This window comes from Flavobacterium terrisoli (genome assembly GCF_030167905.1).
GTDB classification, from domain to species: domain Bacteria; phylum Bacteroidota; class Bacteroidia; order Flavobacteriales; family Flavobacteriaceae; genus Flavobacterium; species Flavobacterium terrisoli.
In genome coordinates this window covers 321,545-336,413 of record NZ_JARGNA010000001.1, presented here as the reverse complement: position 1 = coordinate 336,413, position 14,869 = coordinate 321,545, and the positions used below count along the sequence as shown (strand labels likewise).

Sequence of the window (14,869 nt, the reverse complement as noted above, 5' to 3'; positions counted from 1 at the left end):
AAAAGAACAAAGAGTAAAGAATATAGACAAAAAAAGCCCTGAAATTTCAGGGCTTTTTATTTGTATAAAAATAGATTACTTTGTTTTCTTAACGTATTGCGTCAAAATCACAATATGTTGGCCTTCAACTCTACCTTCAATTTGCTCGGCATTGTCCCAAACCAGCTTGATGTTGTGCACTGCAGCACCACGTTTTGCGGTAAAATTAGCGCCTTTTACATCTAAATCCTTAATCAGAACTACTGAATCACCATCAAATAACGTATTGCCGTTTGAATCTTTGTGGATGATTTTTCCCTCTTCATCTTCGCCTTCTCCGGTTGCTTTTGCCCATTCCAAAGCATCCTCATCCAAATACATCATGTCTAATAAGTCGTGGTTTTTCAACCGCGCCAACATGCGCCAGGAAACAATTTGCACCGGTAGGTTTTCATTCCACATGCTGTCGCTTAAACCGCGCCAGTCATTTGGGTTAGTCGTCTCCGGATTTTCAATTTGGTCTTTTAAGGTTTTGGTGATTAAAATGCAGTTTTCCGGAGTGACTTCTGTTTTTGGTTCTACCAAATACACCAACAGATTCTCCTCACTTCCGCTAATTTCACATTGGGAACCGCTTCTGTCTTTTAATCTTTTTTCTGTAACAACGCTCATGCTATCGGTCTTGTTTTATAAGTTAAACGAAGCGCCGATGTTAAGCACAAACTGGTTGTTGTACTTCTCAAAACCTTCTACATGTGAATCGTATTTGGCTAATGGAAATCCACCTTCAGCATACAAACCGAATCCATCAGTAAAGAAATATCGGAATCCTAAATGAGCGCCAAAGTTTCTGGTTCCCAAATTCAATCCGGGATAAACATCCATGTTTTTTTCTAGTCCTAAAACATTCCCTAGATTGGCATTGAAACGTACTTTTACATCCGCTCTGTCATCAAAATCAGGTTTGACACCGCCCGGTTTTTCTACTGAAAGCAAATAGGAAGCTACAAATCCGTACGACATATTCTCCCCAATACCAAAATCAGCTGACACATTGATTCCGTTTCCGTGGTCTTGGATATTCCATCCAACCTGGCCTTTGATATCGCCTTTGCCTTTATAGGCTTGTGCATTGACAAAACTAACTGCCGCTAGGGCTAATACTGTGATGATTCTTTTCATTGTTTAATAAATTAAAGTGCAAATATAAGCTATTAGAAAATTCTTATTTGTAGAATTAATTTGAAATCAATTCCGTCCTTTTTCGTTAAAATACAACTCGTTCAAAGGTTCGCTTTGCCAGAACTCTTTGGTGTCAACATCCATAATCGTCAGCGGTCCTTTGAATGCAGCTCCGGTATCAACGTTCCAAACACAAGCTTTTTTTACCGGAATTGTTTGCCCGATTCGCGTCACCGGTGTGTGTCCGATATAGACCTCATCATACAAGCTAAATCGCCGTGGATACAGCCAACTGTCTTTCGGAATTTCCGGATCTAATGCCAATGCCGATTCCCATAAGGTTCTGTCCCAATAGAATAATTTAGGGAAATATTCATAATGAATCCCGTTCAGATTGGTAAACCCAGCGTGGATAAACAGTCTGTTTTGGTCATCGTGATAATAATCCTGTAATGCTTTCAGGAATTTGATGTGCTCATTTTTAGTAGCATCCGATATGTTGGAATAAGCCACTATCGTTGCTTCGCCACCGTGTTTAAACCACATTTTTTCATCAAAATTCGCAGTATGCCCTTCCAGCCAATCCAACAGCAATTCATCATGGTTTCCCCGAAGAAAAATACAGTTCTGTTGCTGACCTAACTCAATCAGATAATTAATCACCTGCGGCGATTCACTCCAGCCATCAACATAATCTCCAAGAAAAATCAAAGTGTCATCTGTGGTCACATTGGCTCTTTCCATAATTTGGTGCAGCGCCCGTAATCCGCCGTGAATATCTCCTATGACGAGTGTTCTATTCATTGTTTTTGTCGTATTTCATTTTTCTTAAAACGCGCATCGCTTCCTTAAAACTCAAATATATTGTTGCTTTTTTTTGTGTTTTCAAAAAAGGTTTGGCCTCAATTAGTTTTTGCTTTGCCTCATCAAAACCGTTCAGATAGCAAATCATCAGTGTCGAAGACAGATTGTCTAAATCTTTTTCTTCTCTTTCTGTCAACTCAACTCCTTTTTGCAATTTATTAATCAACGCTAAATTAGAATTATAAATGTGATGCAGCATTTTTTTATTGTAAGCCGGTGGTTCAAAAAGCATTTGTGTCTCCATCTTGTAATAGCCATTGTCAAAAAAATGAATGGTCAATTGTTCCAATGGATAAAAACTCGTTTTGTCATTCAGCCCAAGCGGTACGTGCTCTACAATTGTAAAACTATGGTCATTATATTCGATAGAAACCACATCGAGCGCCGAATAAAACAGTTTTACCTGTTCGTTAATCAATTCAATATCCACACGGGAAAGATAAGTCGTGTCGCGGATTTTTTTCGGAATTCCGGCCCAACAAATCACAAACAACTCCTTGAAAACCTTGTATTTTGAAGACATATCGCCATGCCGCACATTCATAAAATCCATCACTCCGTCAAGGGTATAGGCGATGCTGTTTCGCGAACTGTTTTCAATGCTGATGACCGTTTCGATATTTTGTTTAGAATACGGAATCTTATCTTCCGTTGGCATCGAATTGCTTCCAACCCTGACAAAAACCGTGTTCGCCAGTATTGTATGGATGTTTTTCTTAAAAAAAGACGTTTTGTGTTTGGGTTTAATCGTTACCAATCCGACTACTTTGTCTTTGGGCAAATTCGGAAAAGGCACATTTTCATATTGAATTTTGGGCGGATTTTCCAAATAAGCATTGACCAGATTCTGTATTCGGCTGTCGTCAAAAAAGTCATCACCCATGATTTCGTTGTCCTGATCTTCAACGCCAACAACGATATAAGAATTGTTGGAAGGATTGGAATTCGACAACGCACAAATGTGTTTCAAAAACTTGGCTTTTCCTTCTTTGGTATGCAAATTCAACTGACGCTTCTTATCATAAAAACTACACTCATCATTATGAGCTAAGAGATTTTTTATGAGAAGGCGTTTGTTTATCATTGTCGCTTATACTAAGGCACTTTGTTACCCATGCTTTCCGTCCAGATGGCAAACCAGTCTTCTTGTTCCAACTCCAGTTCCGTTGCTTTCATCAACGCCTGAATTCGGGCTACATTTACCGTTCCTGCCACCGGAATGACTTTCGCCGGATGTTTTAAGATCCACGCCAGAAGAATGGTGTCAGCGCCAAAATGATATTTATTGACCAATTCTGCCAATATTTTTTTCAGTCGTCGTGTCTGTTCTATGTCTTCCCTAAAAACCGTTCCCAGCGGATTCCAACTCATCGGACGAATGTTATGCAGTTGCATATAATCTAAACTGCCATCCAACATCGCTTCATGGTGTGTGGCCGAAAATTGTATCTGGTTGTAATTGATTTCGGTTTTTTGGCGAATGAATTCGGTTTGCCAGGCCGTAAAATTGGAAACCCCAAAATCAACAATCTTGCCTTCTTTTTTTAATTTCTCAATCGCTTCTGCAATTTCATCAGCAACCATCAGCGGACTCGGGCGATGCAATAGCAACACATCTAAGTAATCGGTTTGTAGGTTTTTTAAGGAATTCTCCGCCGACCAAATGATGTATTCCTTGGAATAATCGTAATGCTTGACTTTATTGTCTCTGCCTTTAATATGCTGGATGCCGCATTTCGAAATCAATTGGATCTTTTTTCGGTCGATTTTGCTTTGGGTCAAAGCCTTCCCGAAATCGGCTTCTGTGGTATAATCGCCATAAATATCGGCATGGTCAAAAGTGGTGATTTTGTTTTCGATACAAAGGTGAATCAGATGCTCCATTTCGGAAGTATTTAGGTTTTTATCCCAAATGCCCCAGTTCATCGTTCCGGCAATTATGGGTGAAAGTTTTGTCTGCATTGTTTCTATTTTTTAGAAGTGTGTTGTAACTATTTTTGGTTTTTTGTCCTTTGGAAAATTTTCTTATTTTGCCACCCGAAAACAGGAAAACCGATTAGGTCTTAAAATTATAAAAAGAAAATCATAAATCATCCTTAAAATTGGGATGTTTTCTAAAGTTTTAACGCATTATTAACATCCGGTAACCTAATAAATTTTCACTTTTGAAATGTTAAAATTATAACGGACATACATTAGAATAAACCAAACACTATGGAAGAAAATGGTACTGCTTTAGATATCAGAGCAATTAATGAAAAAATAGAACATGAAAGTGCTTTTATCGATTTACTGACATTGGAAATGAACAAAGTCATTGTAGGTCAAAAGCATATGATAGAAAGATTGTTAATTGGACTTTTGGGACAAGGCCATATTCTTTTGGAAGGTGTTCCGGGCTTGGCAAAAACCTTAGCCATCAATACGCTTTCTCAAGCCGTTCATGGAAGTTTCAGCCGTATTCAGTTTACACCCGATTTATTACCTGCCGACGTTATCGGAACGATGATTTACAATATCAAAGCCAATGAGTTTTCGATCAAAAAAGGACCAATCTTCGCCAATTTCGTTTTAGCGGATGAGATCAACCGTGCGCCGGCCAAAGTACAATCAGCTTTGTTGGAAGCGATGCAGGAAAAACAAGTAACGATTGGCGATACGACTTTCAAGTTAGACAAACCGTTTTTAGTTTTAGCTACCCAAAACCCAATCGAGCAGGAAGGAACTTATCCGTTACCGGAAGCACAGGTCGATCGTTTTATGTTGAAAACCGTTATCGATTATCCAAAAATGGAGGAAGAGCGAATGGTTGTTCGCCAAAACCTAAAAGGCGCTTTTGATAAAGTAAATGCCGTGGTTTCGGTTGACCAAATCCTTCGCGCTCAGGAAGCTGTTCGTGAGGTTTACATGGACGAAAAAATTGAAAAATATATTTTAGATATCATTTTCGCTACCCGTACTCCTGAAAAGTACAAGCTGGAAAGCCTTAAACCGTTGATTAGTTTCGGAGCTTCACCACGTGGAAGCATCAATTTGGCGACAGCCGCCAAATGTTATGCGTTTATCAAACGCCGTGGTTATGTGATTCCGGAAGACGTTCGCGCCGTAGTGCACGATGTATTGCGTCACAGAATCGGGGTTACTTATGAGGCAGAAGCCGAAAACATTACTTCGGTGGACATCATCAACAAAATCGTAAACGAAATCGAAGTTCCTTAAATCAGCTTTTAGCAATTAGCTTTTAGCAGTCAGCACAATACTGAACGCTAATGGCTGAACGCTGATGGCTGAACGCTAAAAAAATGGAAACCAAAGACTTACTCAAAAAAGTTCGTAAAATCGAAATCAAAACCCGAAGATTGAGTGATCATATCTTCTCGGGCGAATACCACACGTCATTCAAAGGCCGCGGTATGACGTTTTCGGAAGTGCGTCAGTACCAGTATGGCGACGATATTCGTGCCATCGACTGGAATGTGACCGCGCGTTATAACGAACCGTATGTCAAAGTTTTTGAGGAAGAACGCGAATTGACCATGATGTTGATGGTCGATATTTCGGGTTCGGAGAGTTTTGGAACCAAAAACCAACTGAAAAGCGAAATCGTAACCGAAATTGCCGCAACGATGGCTTTTTCGGCGACACAAAACAACGATAAAATCGGACTGATTTTATTCTCAGACCAAATCGAATTATACATTCCGCCCAAAAAAGGAAAATCACACGTATTGCGCATCATTCGTGAGCTTATCGAATTCCAGCCCAAAAGCAAAAGAACCGATTTGTCACAAGCTTTGAAATTTTTATCGGGTACACAGAAAAAGAAAGCGATTGTCTTTGTGATTTCCGATTTTATGGTCGAAGACGATTACGAAAAAACACTAAAGATTGCCGGAAAGAAACACGATATCACAGGAGTTCGTGTATATGACATCCGAGAAGCTAAAATGCCAAACATTGGTATGGTCGAAATGGAAGATGCCGAAACCGGAGAAGTTTTAGTAGTCAATACCGGTTCGAAAAAAGCGCGTTTGAGCTACGAAAAACAATACCAGGACAAAGTGAATTATTTCAAGGATATCTTTTCCAAATGTGGTTCAGGAACCGTGAATACACGTGTGGATGAAAGTTATGTTACGAAATTATTGGGTTATTTTAAATCGAGATAAGAAACATGAAAAGTAAATTGCTTCTATTTTTGTGCTTGCTCTCCATTTCTCTTTTCGCCCAAACGAAAAAAGTCACGACTTCCATTAATGTAACCAAAAACAAAATCGGAGCCGAGTTCAAACTGTCTTTAAAAACTGATGTCGATACCTTATCCAAAGTGAAATTCCCGGAAAGCAAGAATTTTGGCGCTTTGGAAGTCATCGAATCCTATAAAATTGATACCGTTAAAAAAGGCGCGCGTTACGAGTTAATCAAAAGATATGGCTTGACGCAATTCGACAGTGGAAAATACCTGATTCCGAGAATTCCCGTCATCATTAATGGAAAAACTTTTTTTTCCGATAGCATCAAAGTGGAAGTGAATGATGTCAAAGTCGATACCTTAAAACAAAAAATGTACGACATCAAAGACATTGCCCAAGTGGAAAGCCCGATGGGTTTTTGGTGGATTTATGTTTTGATTGTTTTGGCCATCGCTGTCGCCGGTTTTTTTGTGTACCGATTCATCAAAAAAATGCAGACCAAAGAAAAAGTCGAGGTTATTGTTTATAAAACTCCAATTGAAAAAGCCACTACTTTACTCCAACAATTGGAAACCAAAGAGCTTTGGCAAAAAGGGGAAATCAAAAGTTATTATTCCGAACTGACGGATATTGCCCGTAATTATATCGAAGAAGAAATCCATGTTCCGGCGATGGAAAGCACCACTTCCGAACTGATTGAAGGTTTACGAAGGGCGGCAAAACAACAGAAATTAAAGCTATCCAACGAAACCGTTGAGAACTTGGAAAAAGTATTAAAGCAAGCCGATTTGGTAAAATTCGCCAAAGTAAAACCGCTTGATTTTGAAATCGAAGAAGATAAAAAACGCATCTCCAATTCTATCGTAACCATTCACAAATCGATTCCGGAAATTGTGGAAGTCGATGACGAATTGGCTTTGTGGAACGAACAGCAAAAAGAATTGGCGCGTTTGCAAAGGCTCAGAAAACAAAAACGCGTGAGAATCATTACCACTATCGGAATTGTCTTGGGAATGATTGTGGTTGCGCTCGGCAGCTTGATTTATTTCAAAGGCTATGATTATGTCAAAGACAATTTGATTGGGCATCCAACCAAAGAATTAGCTGAAAGCGAATGGGTTTACAGCGAATATGGCGATCCGGGTGTGAAAATAGAAACCCCAAAAGTTTTAAAACGGATTGACGCGACCAAAGCACTTACCAAAGATGCTGCAGCCATGATTAAAGAGATGCAAATTTTTACTTATGGAAGTATGATTGACAATTTTTATGTTGTGGTCAGTACAACCAAATTCAAACAGGAAATACCAAACCCTGATTTGGACAAAGCTGCTGAAGGATCATTGAACGCTTTGGAACAACAAGGCGCAACAAATATCATTGTAAAAACGGATGATTTTGATACGCAAAAAGGCATTTCTGGCAGAAAAGCCTACGGAACATTGACTGTTGTTGATAAAGTCAATAACAAGTCAACCAAAATGTATTATGAGATGCTGATTTTTGCGCAAAGTCAGGGTTTACAACAAATCATGATCATGCATGAAGAAGGCGACAAATATGGCAAACAGATTACCGAAAGAGTTTTGAATTCGGTTGAATTACAAACACAGGCGCAACAATGAAAGAAGTGAGTTTTTTAAATCCTGAGTTTTTCTGGTTGTTCTTATTGCTTCCGGCGGCTATCGCGTGGCAATTTTGGAAAAGAAAACAATCGGCAACGTTGAAAATAAGTTCGGTTAGCGGTTTTAAAGCCCAAAAATCATTGGTGGCCAAACTAAAACCTTATCTGTTCGTATTGCGTTTGCTGGCTTTGAGCTCCTTGATTATTGCCATGGCACGACCAAGAAAAGTCGATATCAGTAGCCAAACCAAATCAACCAAAGGAATTGACATCGTTATGGCAATTGACGTTTCCGGTAGTATGTTGGCCAAAGATTTAAAACCAAATCGTATGGAAGCTTTGAAAAAAGTGGCCACAAGTTTTGTCGAAGGCAGACCCAATGACCGAATCGGAATTGTGGTTTACGCTTCTGAAGCTTATACCAAAACTCCTGTAACGAGTGACAAAGCGATTGTTCAGGATGCCATTCGAAGTATCAGATATGACAATGTGTTACAGGATGGAACCGGAATCGGAATGGGATTGACCACTGCGGTGAATCGTTTGAAAGACAGCAAAGCCAAAAGCAAAGTGATCATTCTCCTGACGGATGGTGTGAACAATTCCGGGTTTATTGAACCGGAAACGGCTTCACAAATCGCCAAAGAATATGGCATCAAAGTATATACAGTCGGAATAGGAACCAATGGCGAAGCCATGTCACCTTATGCTTATGCGCCAAACGGTGGATTTTTGTTTAGGATGATGCCGGTGGAAATCGATGTGAATTTATTGCAGACTATTGCCAAAAATACCGGCGGAAAATATTTCCGTGCCAATAACAACAGCAAACTGGAAGCGATTTATAACGAAATCAACAAACTGGAAACTACCGAAATCGAAGAATTGAAATTCTATGATTACGATGAAAAATTCCGCCCGTTTGTTTGGTTTGCGTGTTTCTTGGTTTTGATTGAATTAGGGTTGCGAAACACCGTTTACAGAAGTTTTATATAACAGCGTATGTACGAGTTAGAAGAAAAAGGATATTTGTATTTCTTGATTGCCATTCCGGTATTGGTGATGCTTTTCTTGTATTTACAATATTGGAAAAGAAAAAAACAACGCGAGTTTGGCGACCTGGATTTGCTAAAAAAATTAAGCCCTGAAAGATCTGTTTTTAAACCTATTTTGAAATTGGTTTTAGTGCTTTTGGCTTTGACCTGTTTGATTATTGGTTTGGTCAACCCAAAAATGGGAACCAAATTGGAAACTGTAAAACGCGAAGGAATCGACATCGTTTTTGCGATTGACGTTTCTAAAAGTATGCTGGCTGAAGACGTTGCGCCAAGCCGTTTAGAAAAAAGCAAACAATTGGTATCACAAATCATCAACAACTTAGGCAGCGACCGCATCGGAATTGTGGCCTATTCGGGAAGTGCATTTCCGGTCTTACCGATTACAACGGATTACAGCGTGGCCAAAATGTTTTTACAAAGCATGAACCCAGGGATAATATCGTCACAAGGAACGTCGATTGATCAGGCTATTAATCTGGCCACGACCTTTATTGATAAGAAAGACAAAACCAACAAATTGCTGATTATCATTAGTGATGGTGAAGACCATTCAGAAGAATCATTAGCAGCGGCGGAAGAAGCCAAGAAATTAGGATTAAAAATCATCACGATTGGTGTAGGAAGTGAAAAAGGCGGACCAATTCCGTTAAAGAGAAACGGAGTTGTAGACCATTTCCAAAGAGATCAAAATGACGAAGTGGTGATTACCAAAAGAAATCCGGAAGTCTTAAAAGAAATTGCCAAAGCAACCGGCGGCGGTTATGTTGATGGCAATTCAACCAAAGCGGTTTTGGATTATGTCAAAAATGCTTTGGATAACATTCAGAAAACGGAATTTGAAAGCACACAGATGGCCGATTTCAAATCGCAGTTCCAGTGGTTTTTAGGTTTTGGGTTTTTCCTTTTGTTCTTGGATGTTTTCCTATTGGAGAAAAAGACCAAATGGGTGGAAAAAATGAATTTATTTAACGAGAAAGACTAAATGAAAAAGTTGCTTTTATACAGTTTTGTCCTGATTTCCTTTTTGGCGAATGCCCAAAAAAAGGAAAAGGATAGAAATTTGCCGAAAGGAAACGAATCTTTTGTCGAAAAAAAATATGCCGATGCCGAAGCCGAATACCGAATTTCGGAATCCAAGAACCCGAAAAAATCAATTGCTTCCTATAATTTAGGCAATGCCGTGTACCGTGAAAATCGGCCCAATGAAGCTAAATATCATTATGCCAAAGCGTTGAAAAATGCCAAAAGCAAAACCGAAAAACACAATGCTTTTCACAACATTGGGAATACCCTAATGAAGAGCAAAGATTATTCCGGTGCGGTAGAAGCTTATAAAAATGCCTTGAGAAACAATCCTGCTGATGAGCAAACACGTTACAATTATGCTTTGGCCAAAAAAATGCTAAAAGACAATCCGCCTAAAAAGGAAGACGACAAAAGCAAAGACAAAAAAGATCAGAAGGAAGACCAAAAGAAAAACAAAGACGGACAAAACAAAGACAAGGATAAAAAAGGTCAGAACGATAAAGATAAAAAAGACAACAAAGACAAAAACGGAGGCAAACCACAACCGCAACCGGGCGGAATTTCCAAACAACGATTGGAGAACTTGTTGGATGCTGTGAATAATGAAGAGAAAAAGGTTCAGGATAAAGTCAACAAACAAAAAGTACATGCCAATCCTAAAAAAGCCGAAAAAGATTGGTAGTCAGGCGTTAATTTAAAATTTCGTTAAATAACATCTTACAACACAGAGACTTTGTGAACTTTGAGGTTGAATTAAATGACAAAATGAAAATGAAAAAAATAATTGTATTACTGCTGCTGTTATTCGGAAGTTCGCTTGTGGCTCAAGTACAATTTGAAGCCAAAGTGAGTAAAACTACTTTAGGGCTTAACGAAAGATTGCGCATCGAATTCACGATGAATGCCGATGGCGATAATTTTGTCCCGCCGGCTTTCGAATCTTCGGGTTTCAAAGTGGTTGGCGGTCCGAGCCAATCGGTAAGCCAATCCTGGATTAACGGAAAAAGTTCGTTTAACAAATCGTATATCTACATTTTATTGCCGACACAAAAAGGCCAGTTGACCATCAAACAAGCCTCGATTGAAATCAATGGCCAGATTTATAAAACTTCGCCCGTAAAAATCAATGTGACCAATGCGGTTCAATTGCCTCGTGATCCAAATGAAGCGCCGGTGGCTACCGCCGATGACAATATTCATTTGGTAGCAGATATTTCTAAGGTCAATCCTTATCTCAACGAACCGATTACGGTGGTGTACAAACTTTATTTTAACGACAATGTCCTGATTACCGGTTCAACACCTTTGAATAAGCCAAAATACAATGATTTTTGGAGTCAAAATATAGACATCAAACAATTGATAACGGAAGAAGGAACATACAAAGGACAACGTTATCATTTTGCGGTAGTGAAGAAAGTAGTGTTGTATCCGCAGAAATCGGGCAAGCTGGAAATTGAGCCGCTTTCATTAGACATCGATTGTCAGGTGCCAACCAACCGACGCAATTTTTGGGGACAACCTTTGATGGTTGAAGACAACAAGCGCGTTTCTGCCGGAAGCAAAATCATCAATGTAAGAGCTTTGCCCGAAGCCGGGAAACCGGAAGATTTTAGCGGAGCTGTAGGCCGATTTGATTTTCAGGTAAGACCTTCCAAAACCGTTTTGAAAAACGGTGAATCCCTGGATTTGAATGTTAGCGTTGTCGGCACCGGAAACCTAAAATTATTTACGTTGCCTAAACCGGTATTGCCGTCTGCTTTGGAAATGTATGATCCTGTTCATGATGAAAACGTCAACACGCCATTAAGTGGTATGACCGGAAGAATTTCGGATAAATACACCATCATTCCGTCTTATAAAGGCAATTATCAAATCAAACCGATGCGTTTTACCTATTTCGATTTGGCTTCGGGAAAGTATAAAACCATTTCTTCCGCACCGATAACCATCAATGTTCTGGATGGTCCAAGCATGGCTGGTTCTGAAAAAGCCAGCCCGAATGAAGTCGCCAAAACCAAAGTGGAAGTTGCTAAATCGTTTGCTTATAACAAACAGAAAACGACCTTAAAATCGATGGAAAAAGAAGATTTCCTGGGTTCGGGAATGTTTTATTCTTTGGTGTTTTTACCGTTTTTAGCGATTCCGTTATTGATTGTCGGCAAGCGAAGAAAAGACGCTTCAGACAATGACGTAGTTGGGAATAAAATCAAAAAATCAAATGCCTTGGCAAAGAAATATTTGGGCGATGCCAAAAAACATCTGGGCGACAAAGAACCTTTCTATATCGCGCTTGAAAAAGCGATGCACAATTTCCTAAAGGCCAAACTCAACATCGAAACTTCGGAAATGAGCAAGGAGAAAATTTCAGAAATCCTGCAATCAAGAAGTGGTCATGCTGAAACGGTTTCTGAGTTTATCGCCTTGACCGAAAACTGTGAATTTGCCAGATATGCGCCGTCTTCGGATAATGCCATTCAGCAGGATTATGACAAAGCGGTGAACATCATTTCAGCTTTAGAAAAACAAATCAAATAGTAGTAATCATGAAAAATTGTATCCTCATCGCATTGCTATTCGTTTCCCAAACATTTTGGGCACAAACCGATTTTGAACAAGGCAATCAATACTACCAAAAAGAAAATTACCAAGCTGCGATTTCGAGCTTTGAAAACATTATAGATTCGGGTAAAGAATCTTCGGAAGTTTACTTTAATTTGGCGAATGCCTATTACAAATTGCACAAAGTAGCACCGGCAATTTACAACTATGAAAAAGCTTTATTGCTGAATCCGAATGACGACGAAATCAAAACCAATTTAGATTTCGCAAGGAAAATGACCATCGATGACATCAAAGTGATTCCGAAAGTAGGTTTCCACAAACTGATTTCCGATTTTACTTCGAAATACTATTATGACACCTGGGCTTGGATTGCTGTGGCTTTTGCGTTCTTATTTTTAGCCTTATTTGCCGGTTATTATTTTTCAAAAGAAGCGGTTTTCAAACGCATTTACTTTTTCAGCATGTTCTTTGGGTTGCTCGGAATTTGTCTTGCTGCCGCTTCGGGATTTTATGAAAAAAGCCGAATAGATAGTGAAAAACCAGCCATTGTTTTTGCCGAAACAGCACCATTGAAAAGTGAGCCAAAAGCAGGCGGACCAGATGCTACAGTATTACACGAAGGAACAAAAGTCTACATCCTGGAAAGCATCGCCAACTGGAAAAAAGTGGAACTCACCGACGAAACTACCGGTTGGATTGAAGACAGCGCGATTAAGGAGATAAAATAGTGATCAGTTCGCAGTAACAGTTGGCAGATTTATTGGTTTTCAATAACTATCTTTGTCGGCTGAAGTTTTGAATCAACTTATCATTCATAACTCATAATTCATAACTCAAAAAATGTCAAGAGACGAACAATTAAAACAACGCTGGGACAAAGTCGTAAGCATTCTTTCCAATCAATTTGCGGAAGGAGATGTCTTAGACTTGGACGCCATTATATATTTAATCGGAGTGCAGGAACTCGGAAAAGTGCACCAAACCTTCAAAAAAGACGAAAAACTCAACCTGATGCATATCGCCATTTGTCGTTTGCTCGAGCCTTATGGTTACTACGAATTTGACTATGTAGACAAAGAAGGTTGGCCTCATTACAACGTCAAAGAAGAATTACCGCCTTTGAAAGCCGGAGAACAATCGGTTTTAATGAAAGAAGCGATTGTGAATTATTTCTTAGAGAGAGAAGTGATTCAATAGAATTCAGGAATCAGAACGCAGATTTCAGTTTAAAAACTTCTGCCTTCTGCCTTCTGCCTTCTAACTTTTTCTTATTTTTGCACCTTTATAATTGACCATGATAGACAAGATTAAAGAACATATAGAAGAAGCTAAAGCATTCAATACCAAAAATAAAGAAGCTTTAGAGCATTTTCGCATCAAATATTTAGGCAGCAAAGGGCTTTTGAAAGAGCTTTTTACCGAGTTCAAAAATATCCCGAACGATCAGAAAAAAGACTTCGGACAGGTAATCAATACCCTGAAAACCGTTGCTGAAGAAAAGGTAAAAGCGATTCAGGAAGAATTGGAAAGCAAGGAAGAAGTAAAAGGCATTTATGGCGATTTGACTCGTCCGGCCGAACCGACAACAATTGGTTCTCGTCATCCTATTTCGTTGGTGAAAAACCAAATCATCGATATTTTCTCTACCATCGGATTCAATGTTTCCGAAGGTCCGGAAATCGAAGACGATTGGCACAACTTCACCGCGTTAAACCTTCCGGAATATCATCCGGCGAGAGATATGCAGGACACTTTCTTTATCCAAACCAATCCTGATGTGTTGTTGAGAACACATACATCCTCGGTTCAGGTGCGTTATATGGAAAACAACAAACCACCAATCCGTACGATTTCGCCGGGAAGAGTTTTCAGAAATGAAGCAGTTTCTTCGCGCTCTCACTGTATTTTCCACCAGGTGGAAGGTTTGTATATTGACAAAGATGTTTCGTTTGCCGACTTAAAGCAAACGCTTTTATATTTCACCAAAGAAATGTTTGGCAAGTCCAAAATTCGTTTGAGACCAAGTTATTTCCCATTCACCGAACCAAGCGCTGAGGTTGATATTTACTGGGGATTAAAAACCGAAACTGATTACAGGATTACCAAAGGAACCGGCTGGCTGGAAATCATGGGTTGCGGAATGGTTGACCCAAATGTTTTGAAAAACTGCGGCATCAATCCTGAAGAATACAATGGTTTTGCTTTCGGAATGGGAATTGAGCGCATCGCCATGTTGTTGTACCAAATTAGCGACATCAGAATGTTCTATGAAAACGACGTTCGTTTCCTGGAGCAGTTTAAGTCGAGTATATAATTTAGAAGCGGAAAGGCTTGCGAACTTTTGTGAGCCTTTTTCCCGCTTTCCACTATACACGGTG

The 14,869-nt window shown here is 39.4% G+C and carries 15 protein-coding genes; 10 read left to right on the top strand and 5 right to left on the bottom strand.

Translation table 11 applies throughout. The annotated features are described in order from the left end of the window. Positions 1 to 75 precede the first annotated feature (75 nt). The 5 genes from P1K33_RS01565 to P1K33_RS01545 form a co-directional block, all read right to left on the bottom strand. On the bottom strand, positions 76 to 651 hold the full coding sequence (locus P1K33_RS01565) for a PhnA domain-containing protein (protein ID WP_284651089.1): 576 nt from the start codon (positions 649 to 651) through the stop codon (positions 76 to 78). A 15-nt stretch (positions 652 to 666) separates the two neighbouring features. After that, complete coding sequence (locus P1K33_RS01560; RefSeq protein WP_284651088.1) at positions 667 to 1,161, bottom strand: DUF6646 family protein; 495 nt, start codon at positions 1,159 to 1,161, stop codon at positions 667 to 669. Positions 1,162 to 1,227: 66 nt separating this feature from the next. Continuing rightward, entirely contained in the window at positions 1,228 to 1,965 is a 738-nt protein-coding gene (locus P1K33_RS01555) for a metallophosphoesterase family protein (RefSeq protein ID WP_284651087.1), read from the bottom strand. Further along, positions 1,958 to 3,109, bottom strand: a complete 1,152-nt coding sequence (locus P1K33_RS01550; RefSeq protein ID WP_284651086.1) for an ATP-binding protein — start codon at positions 3,107 to 3,109, stop codon at positions 1,958 to 1,960. The genes P1K33_RS01555 and P1K33_RS01550 overlap by 8 nt, the downstream gene beginning before the upstream one ends. Positions 3,110 to 3,120: 11 nt before the next feature. Beyond that, positions 3,121 to 3,987, bottom strand: a complete 867-nt coding sequence (locus tag P1K33_RS01545; protein ID WP_284651085.1) for an aldo/keto reductase — start codon at positions 3,985 to 3,987, stop codon at positions 3,121 to 3,123. Between the two features lie 252 nt (positions 3,988 to 4,239). Here P1K33_RS01545 and P1K33_RS01540 point away from each other — a divergent pair, with 252 nt between their 5' ends. From P1K33_RS01540 to P1K33_RS01495, 10 genes are all read left to right on the top strand, one after another. Further along, positions 4,240 to 5,244: an AAA family ATPase gene (locus tag P1K33_RS01540; RefSeq protein WP_284651084.1), complete on the top strand. Its 1,005-nt coding sequence runs from the start codon at positions 4,240 to 4,242 to the stop codon at positions 5,242 to 5,244. An 83-nt stretch (positions 5,245 to 5,327) separates the two neighbouring features. Next, entirely contained in the window at positions 5,328 to 6,194 is an 867-nt protein-coding gene (locus P1K33_RS01535; protein ID WP_284651083.1) for a DUF58 domain-containing protein, read from the top strand. A gap of 5 nt (positions 6,195 to 6,199) precedes the next feature. Continuing rightward, a complete protein-coding gene (locus P1K33_RS01530) occupies positions 6,200 to 7,843 on the top strand; it encodes a hypothetical protein (RefSeq protein ID WP_284651082.1) in 1,644 nt (547 codons plus the stop codon). Further along, on the top strand, positions 7,840 to 8,838 hold the full coding sequence (locus tag P1K33_RS01525) for a vWA domain-containing protein (RefSeq protein WP_284651081.1): 999 nt from the start codon (positions 7,840 to 7,842) through the stop codon (positions 8,836 to 8,838). The genes P1K33_RS01530 and P1K33_RS01525 overlap by 4 nt, the downstream gene beginning before the upstream one ends. A 6-nt stretch (positions 8,839 to 8,844) precedes the next feature. Continuing rightward, the gene (locus P1K33_RS01520; RefSeq protein WP_284651080.1) at positions 8,845 to 9,882 is read left to right on the top strand and encodes a VWA domain-containing protein; all 1,038 of its coding nucleotides are present in this window, start codon (positions 8,845 to 8,847) and stop codon (positions 9,880 to 9,882) included. Then, complete coding sequence (locus P1K33_RS01515) at positions 9,883 to 10,608, top strand: tetratricopeptide repeat protein (protein ID WP_284651079.1); 726 nt, start codon at positions 9,883 to 9,885, stop codon at positions 10,606 to 10,608. A gap of 89 nt (positions 10,609 to 10,697) precedes the next feature. Continuing rightward, complete coding sequence (locus P1K33_RS01510; protein WP_284651078.1) at positions 10,698 to 12,464, top strand: BatD family protein; 1,767 nt, start codon at positions 10,698 to 10,700, stop codon at positions 12,462 to 12,464. 8 nt (positions 12,465 to 12,472) lie between these two features. After that, positions 12,473 to 13,219, top strand: a complete 747-nt coding sequence (locus P1K33_RS01505) for a tetratricopeptide repeat protein (protein ID WP_284651077.1) — start codon at positions 12,473 to 12,475, stop codon at positions 13,217 to 13,219. Between the two features lie 112 nt (positions 13,220 to 13,331). Next, the gene (locus P1K33_RS01500; protein ID WP_284651076.1) at positions 13,332 to 13,688 is read left to right on the top strand and encodes a hypothetical protein; all 357 of its coding nucleotides are present in this window, start codon (positions 13,332 to 13,334) and stop codon (positions 13,686 to 13,688) included. Positions 13,689 to 13,785: 97 nt separating this feature from the next. Beyond that, positions 13,786 to 14,805: a phenylalanine--tRNA ligase subunit alpha gene (locus P1K33_RS01495; RefSeq protein ID WP_284651075.1), complete on the top strand. Its 1,020-nt coding sequence runs from the start codon at positions 13,786 to 13,788 to the stop codon at positions 14,803 to 14,805. Positions 14,806 to 14,869: the final 64 nt, after the last annotated feature.

Bases quoted from the DNA above. Each gene is read 5' to 3' on its own strand.
- P1K33_RS01565 (WP_284651089.1), bottom strand. From the start codon at position 651: ATGAGCGTTGTTACAGAAAAAAGATTAAAAGACAGAAGCGGTTCCCAA.
- P1K33_RS01560 (WP_284651088.1), bottom strand. From the start codon at position 1,161: ATGAAAAGAATCATCACAGTATTAGCCCTAGCGGCAGTTAGTTTTGTC.
- P1K33_RS01555 (WP_284651087.1), bottom strand. From the start codon at position 1,965: ATGAATAGAACACTCGTCATAGGAGATATTCACGGCGGATTACGGGCG.
- P1K33_RS01550 (WP_284651086.1), bottom strand. From the start codon at position 3,109: ATGATAAACAAACGCCTTCTCATAAAAAATCTCTTAGCTCATAATGAT.
- P1K33_RS01545 (WP_284651085.1), bottom strand. From the start codon at position 3,987: ATGCAGACAAAACTTTCACCCATAATTGCCGGAACGATGAACTGGGGC.
- P1K33_RS01540 (WP_284651084.1), top strand. From the start codon at position 4,240: ATGGAAGAAAATGGTACTGCTTTAGATATCAGAGCAATTAATGAAAAA.
- P1K33_RS01535 (WP_284651083.1), top strand. From the start codon at position 5,328: ATGGAAACCAAAGACTTACTCAAAAAAGTTCGTAAAATCGAAATCAAA.
- P1K33_RS01530 (WP_284651082.1), top strand. From the start codon at position 6,200: ATGAAAAGTAAATTGCTTCTATTTTTGTGCTTGCTCTCCATTTCTCTT.
- P1K33_RS01525 (WP_284651081.1), top strand. From the start codon at position 7,840: ATGAAAGAAGTGAGTTTTTTAAATCCTGAGTTTTTCTGGTTGTTCTTA.
- P1K33_RS01520 (WP_284651080.1), top strand. From the start codon at position 8,845: ATGTACGAGTTAGAAGAAAAAGGATATTTGTATTTCTTGATTGCCATT.
- P1K33_RS01515 (WP_284651079.1), top strand. From the start codon at position 9,883: ATGAAAAAGTTGCTTTTATACAGTTTTGTCCTGATTTCCTTTTTGGCG.
- P1K33_RS01510 (WP_284651078.1), top strand. From the start codon at position 10,698: ATGAAAAAAATAATTGTATTACTGCTGCTGTTATTCGGAAGTTCGCTT.
- P1K33_RS01505 (WP_284651077.1), top strand. From the start codon at position 12,473: ATGAAAAATTGTATCCTCATCGCATTGCTATTCGTTTCCCAAACATTT.
- P1K33_RS01500 (WP_284651076.1), top strand. From the start codon at position 13,332: ATGTCAAGAGACGAACAATTAAAACAACGCTGGGACAAAGTCGTAAGC.
- P1K33_RS01495 (WP_284651075.1), top strand. From the start codon at position 13,786: ATGATAGACAAGATTAAAGAACATATAGAAGAAGCTAAAGCATTCAAT.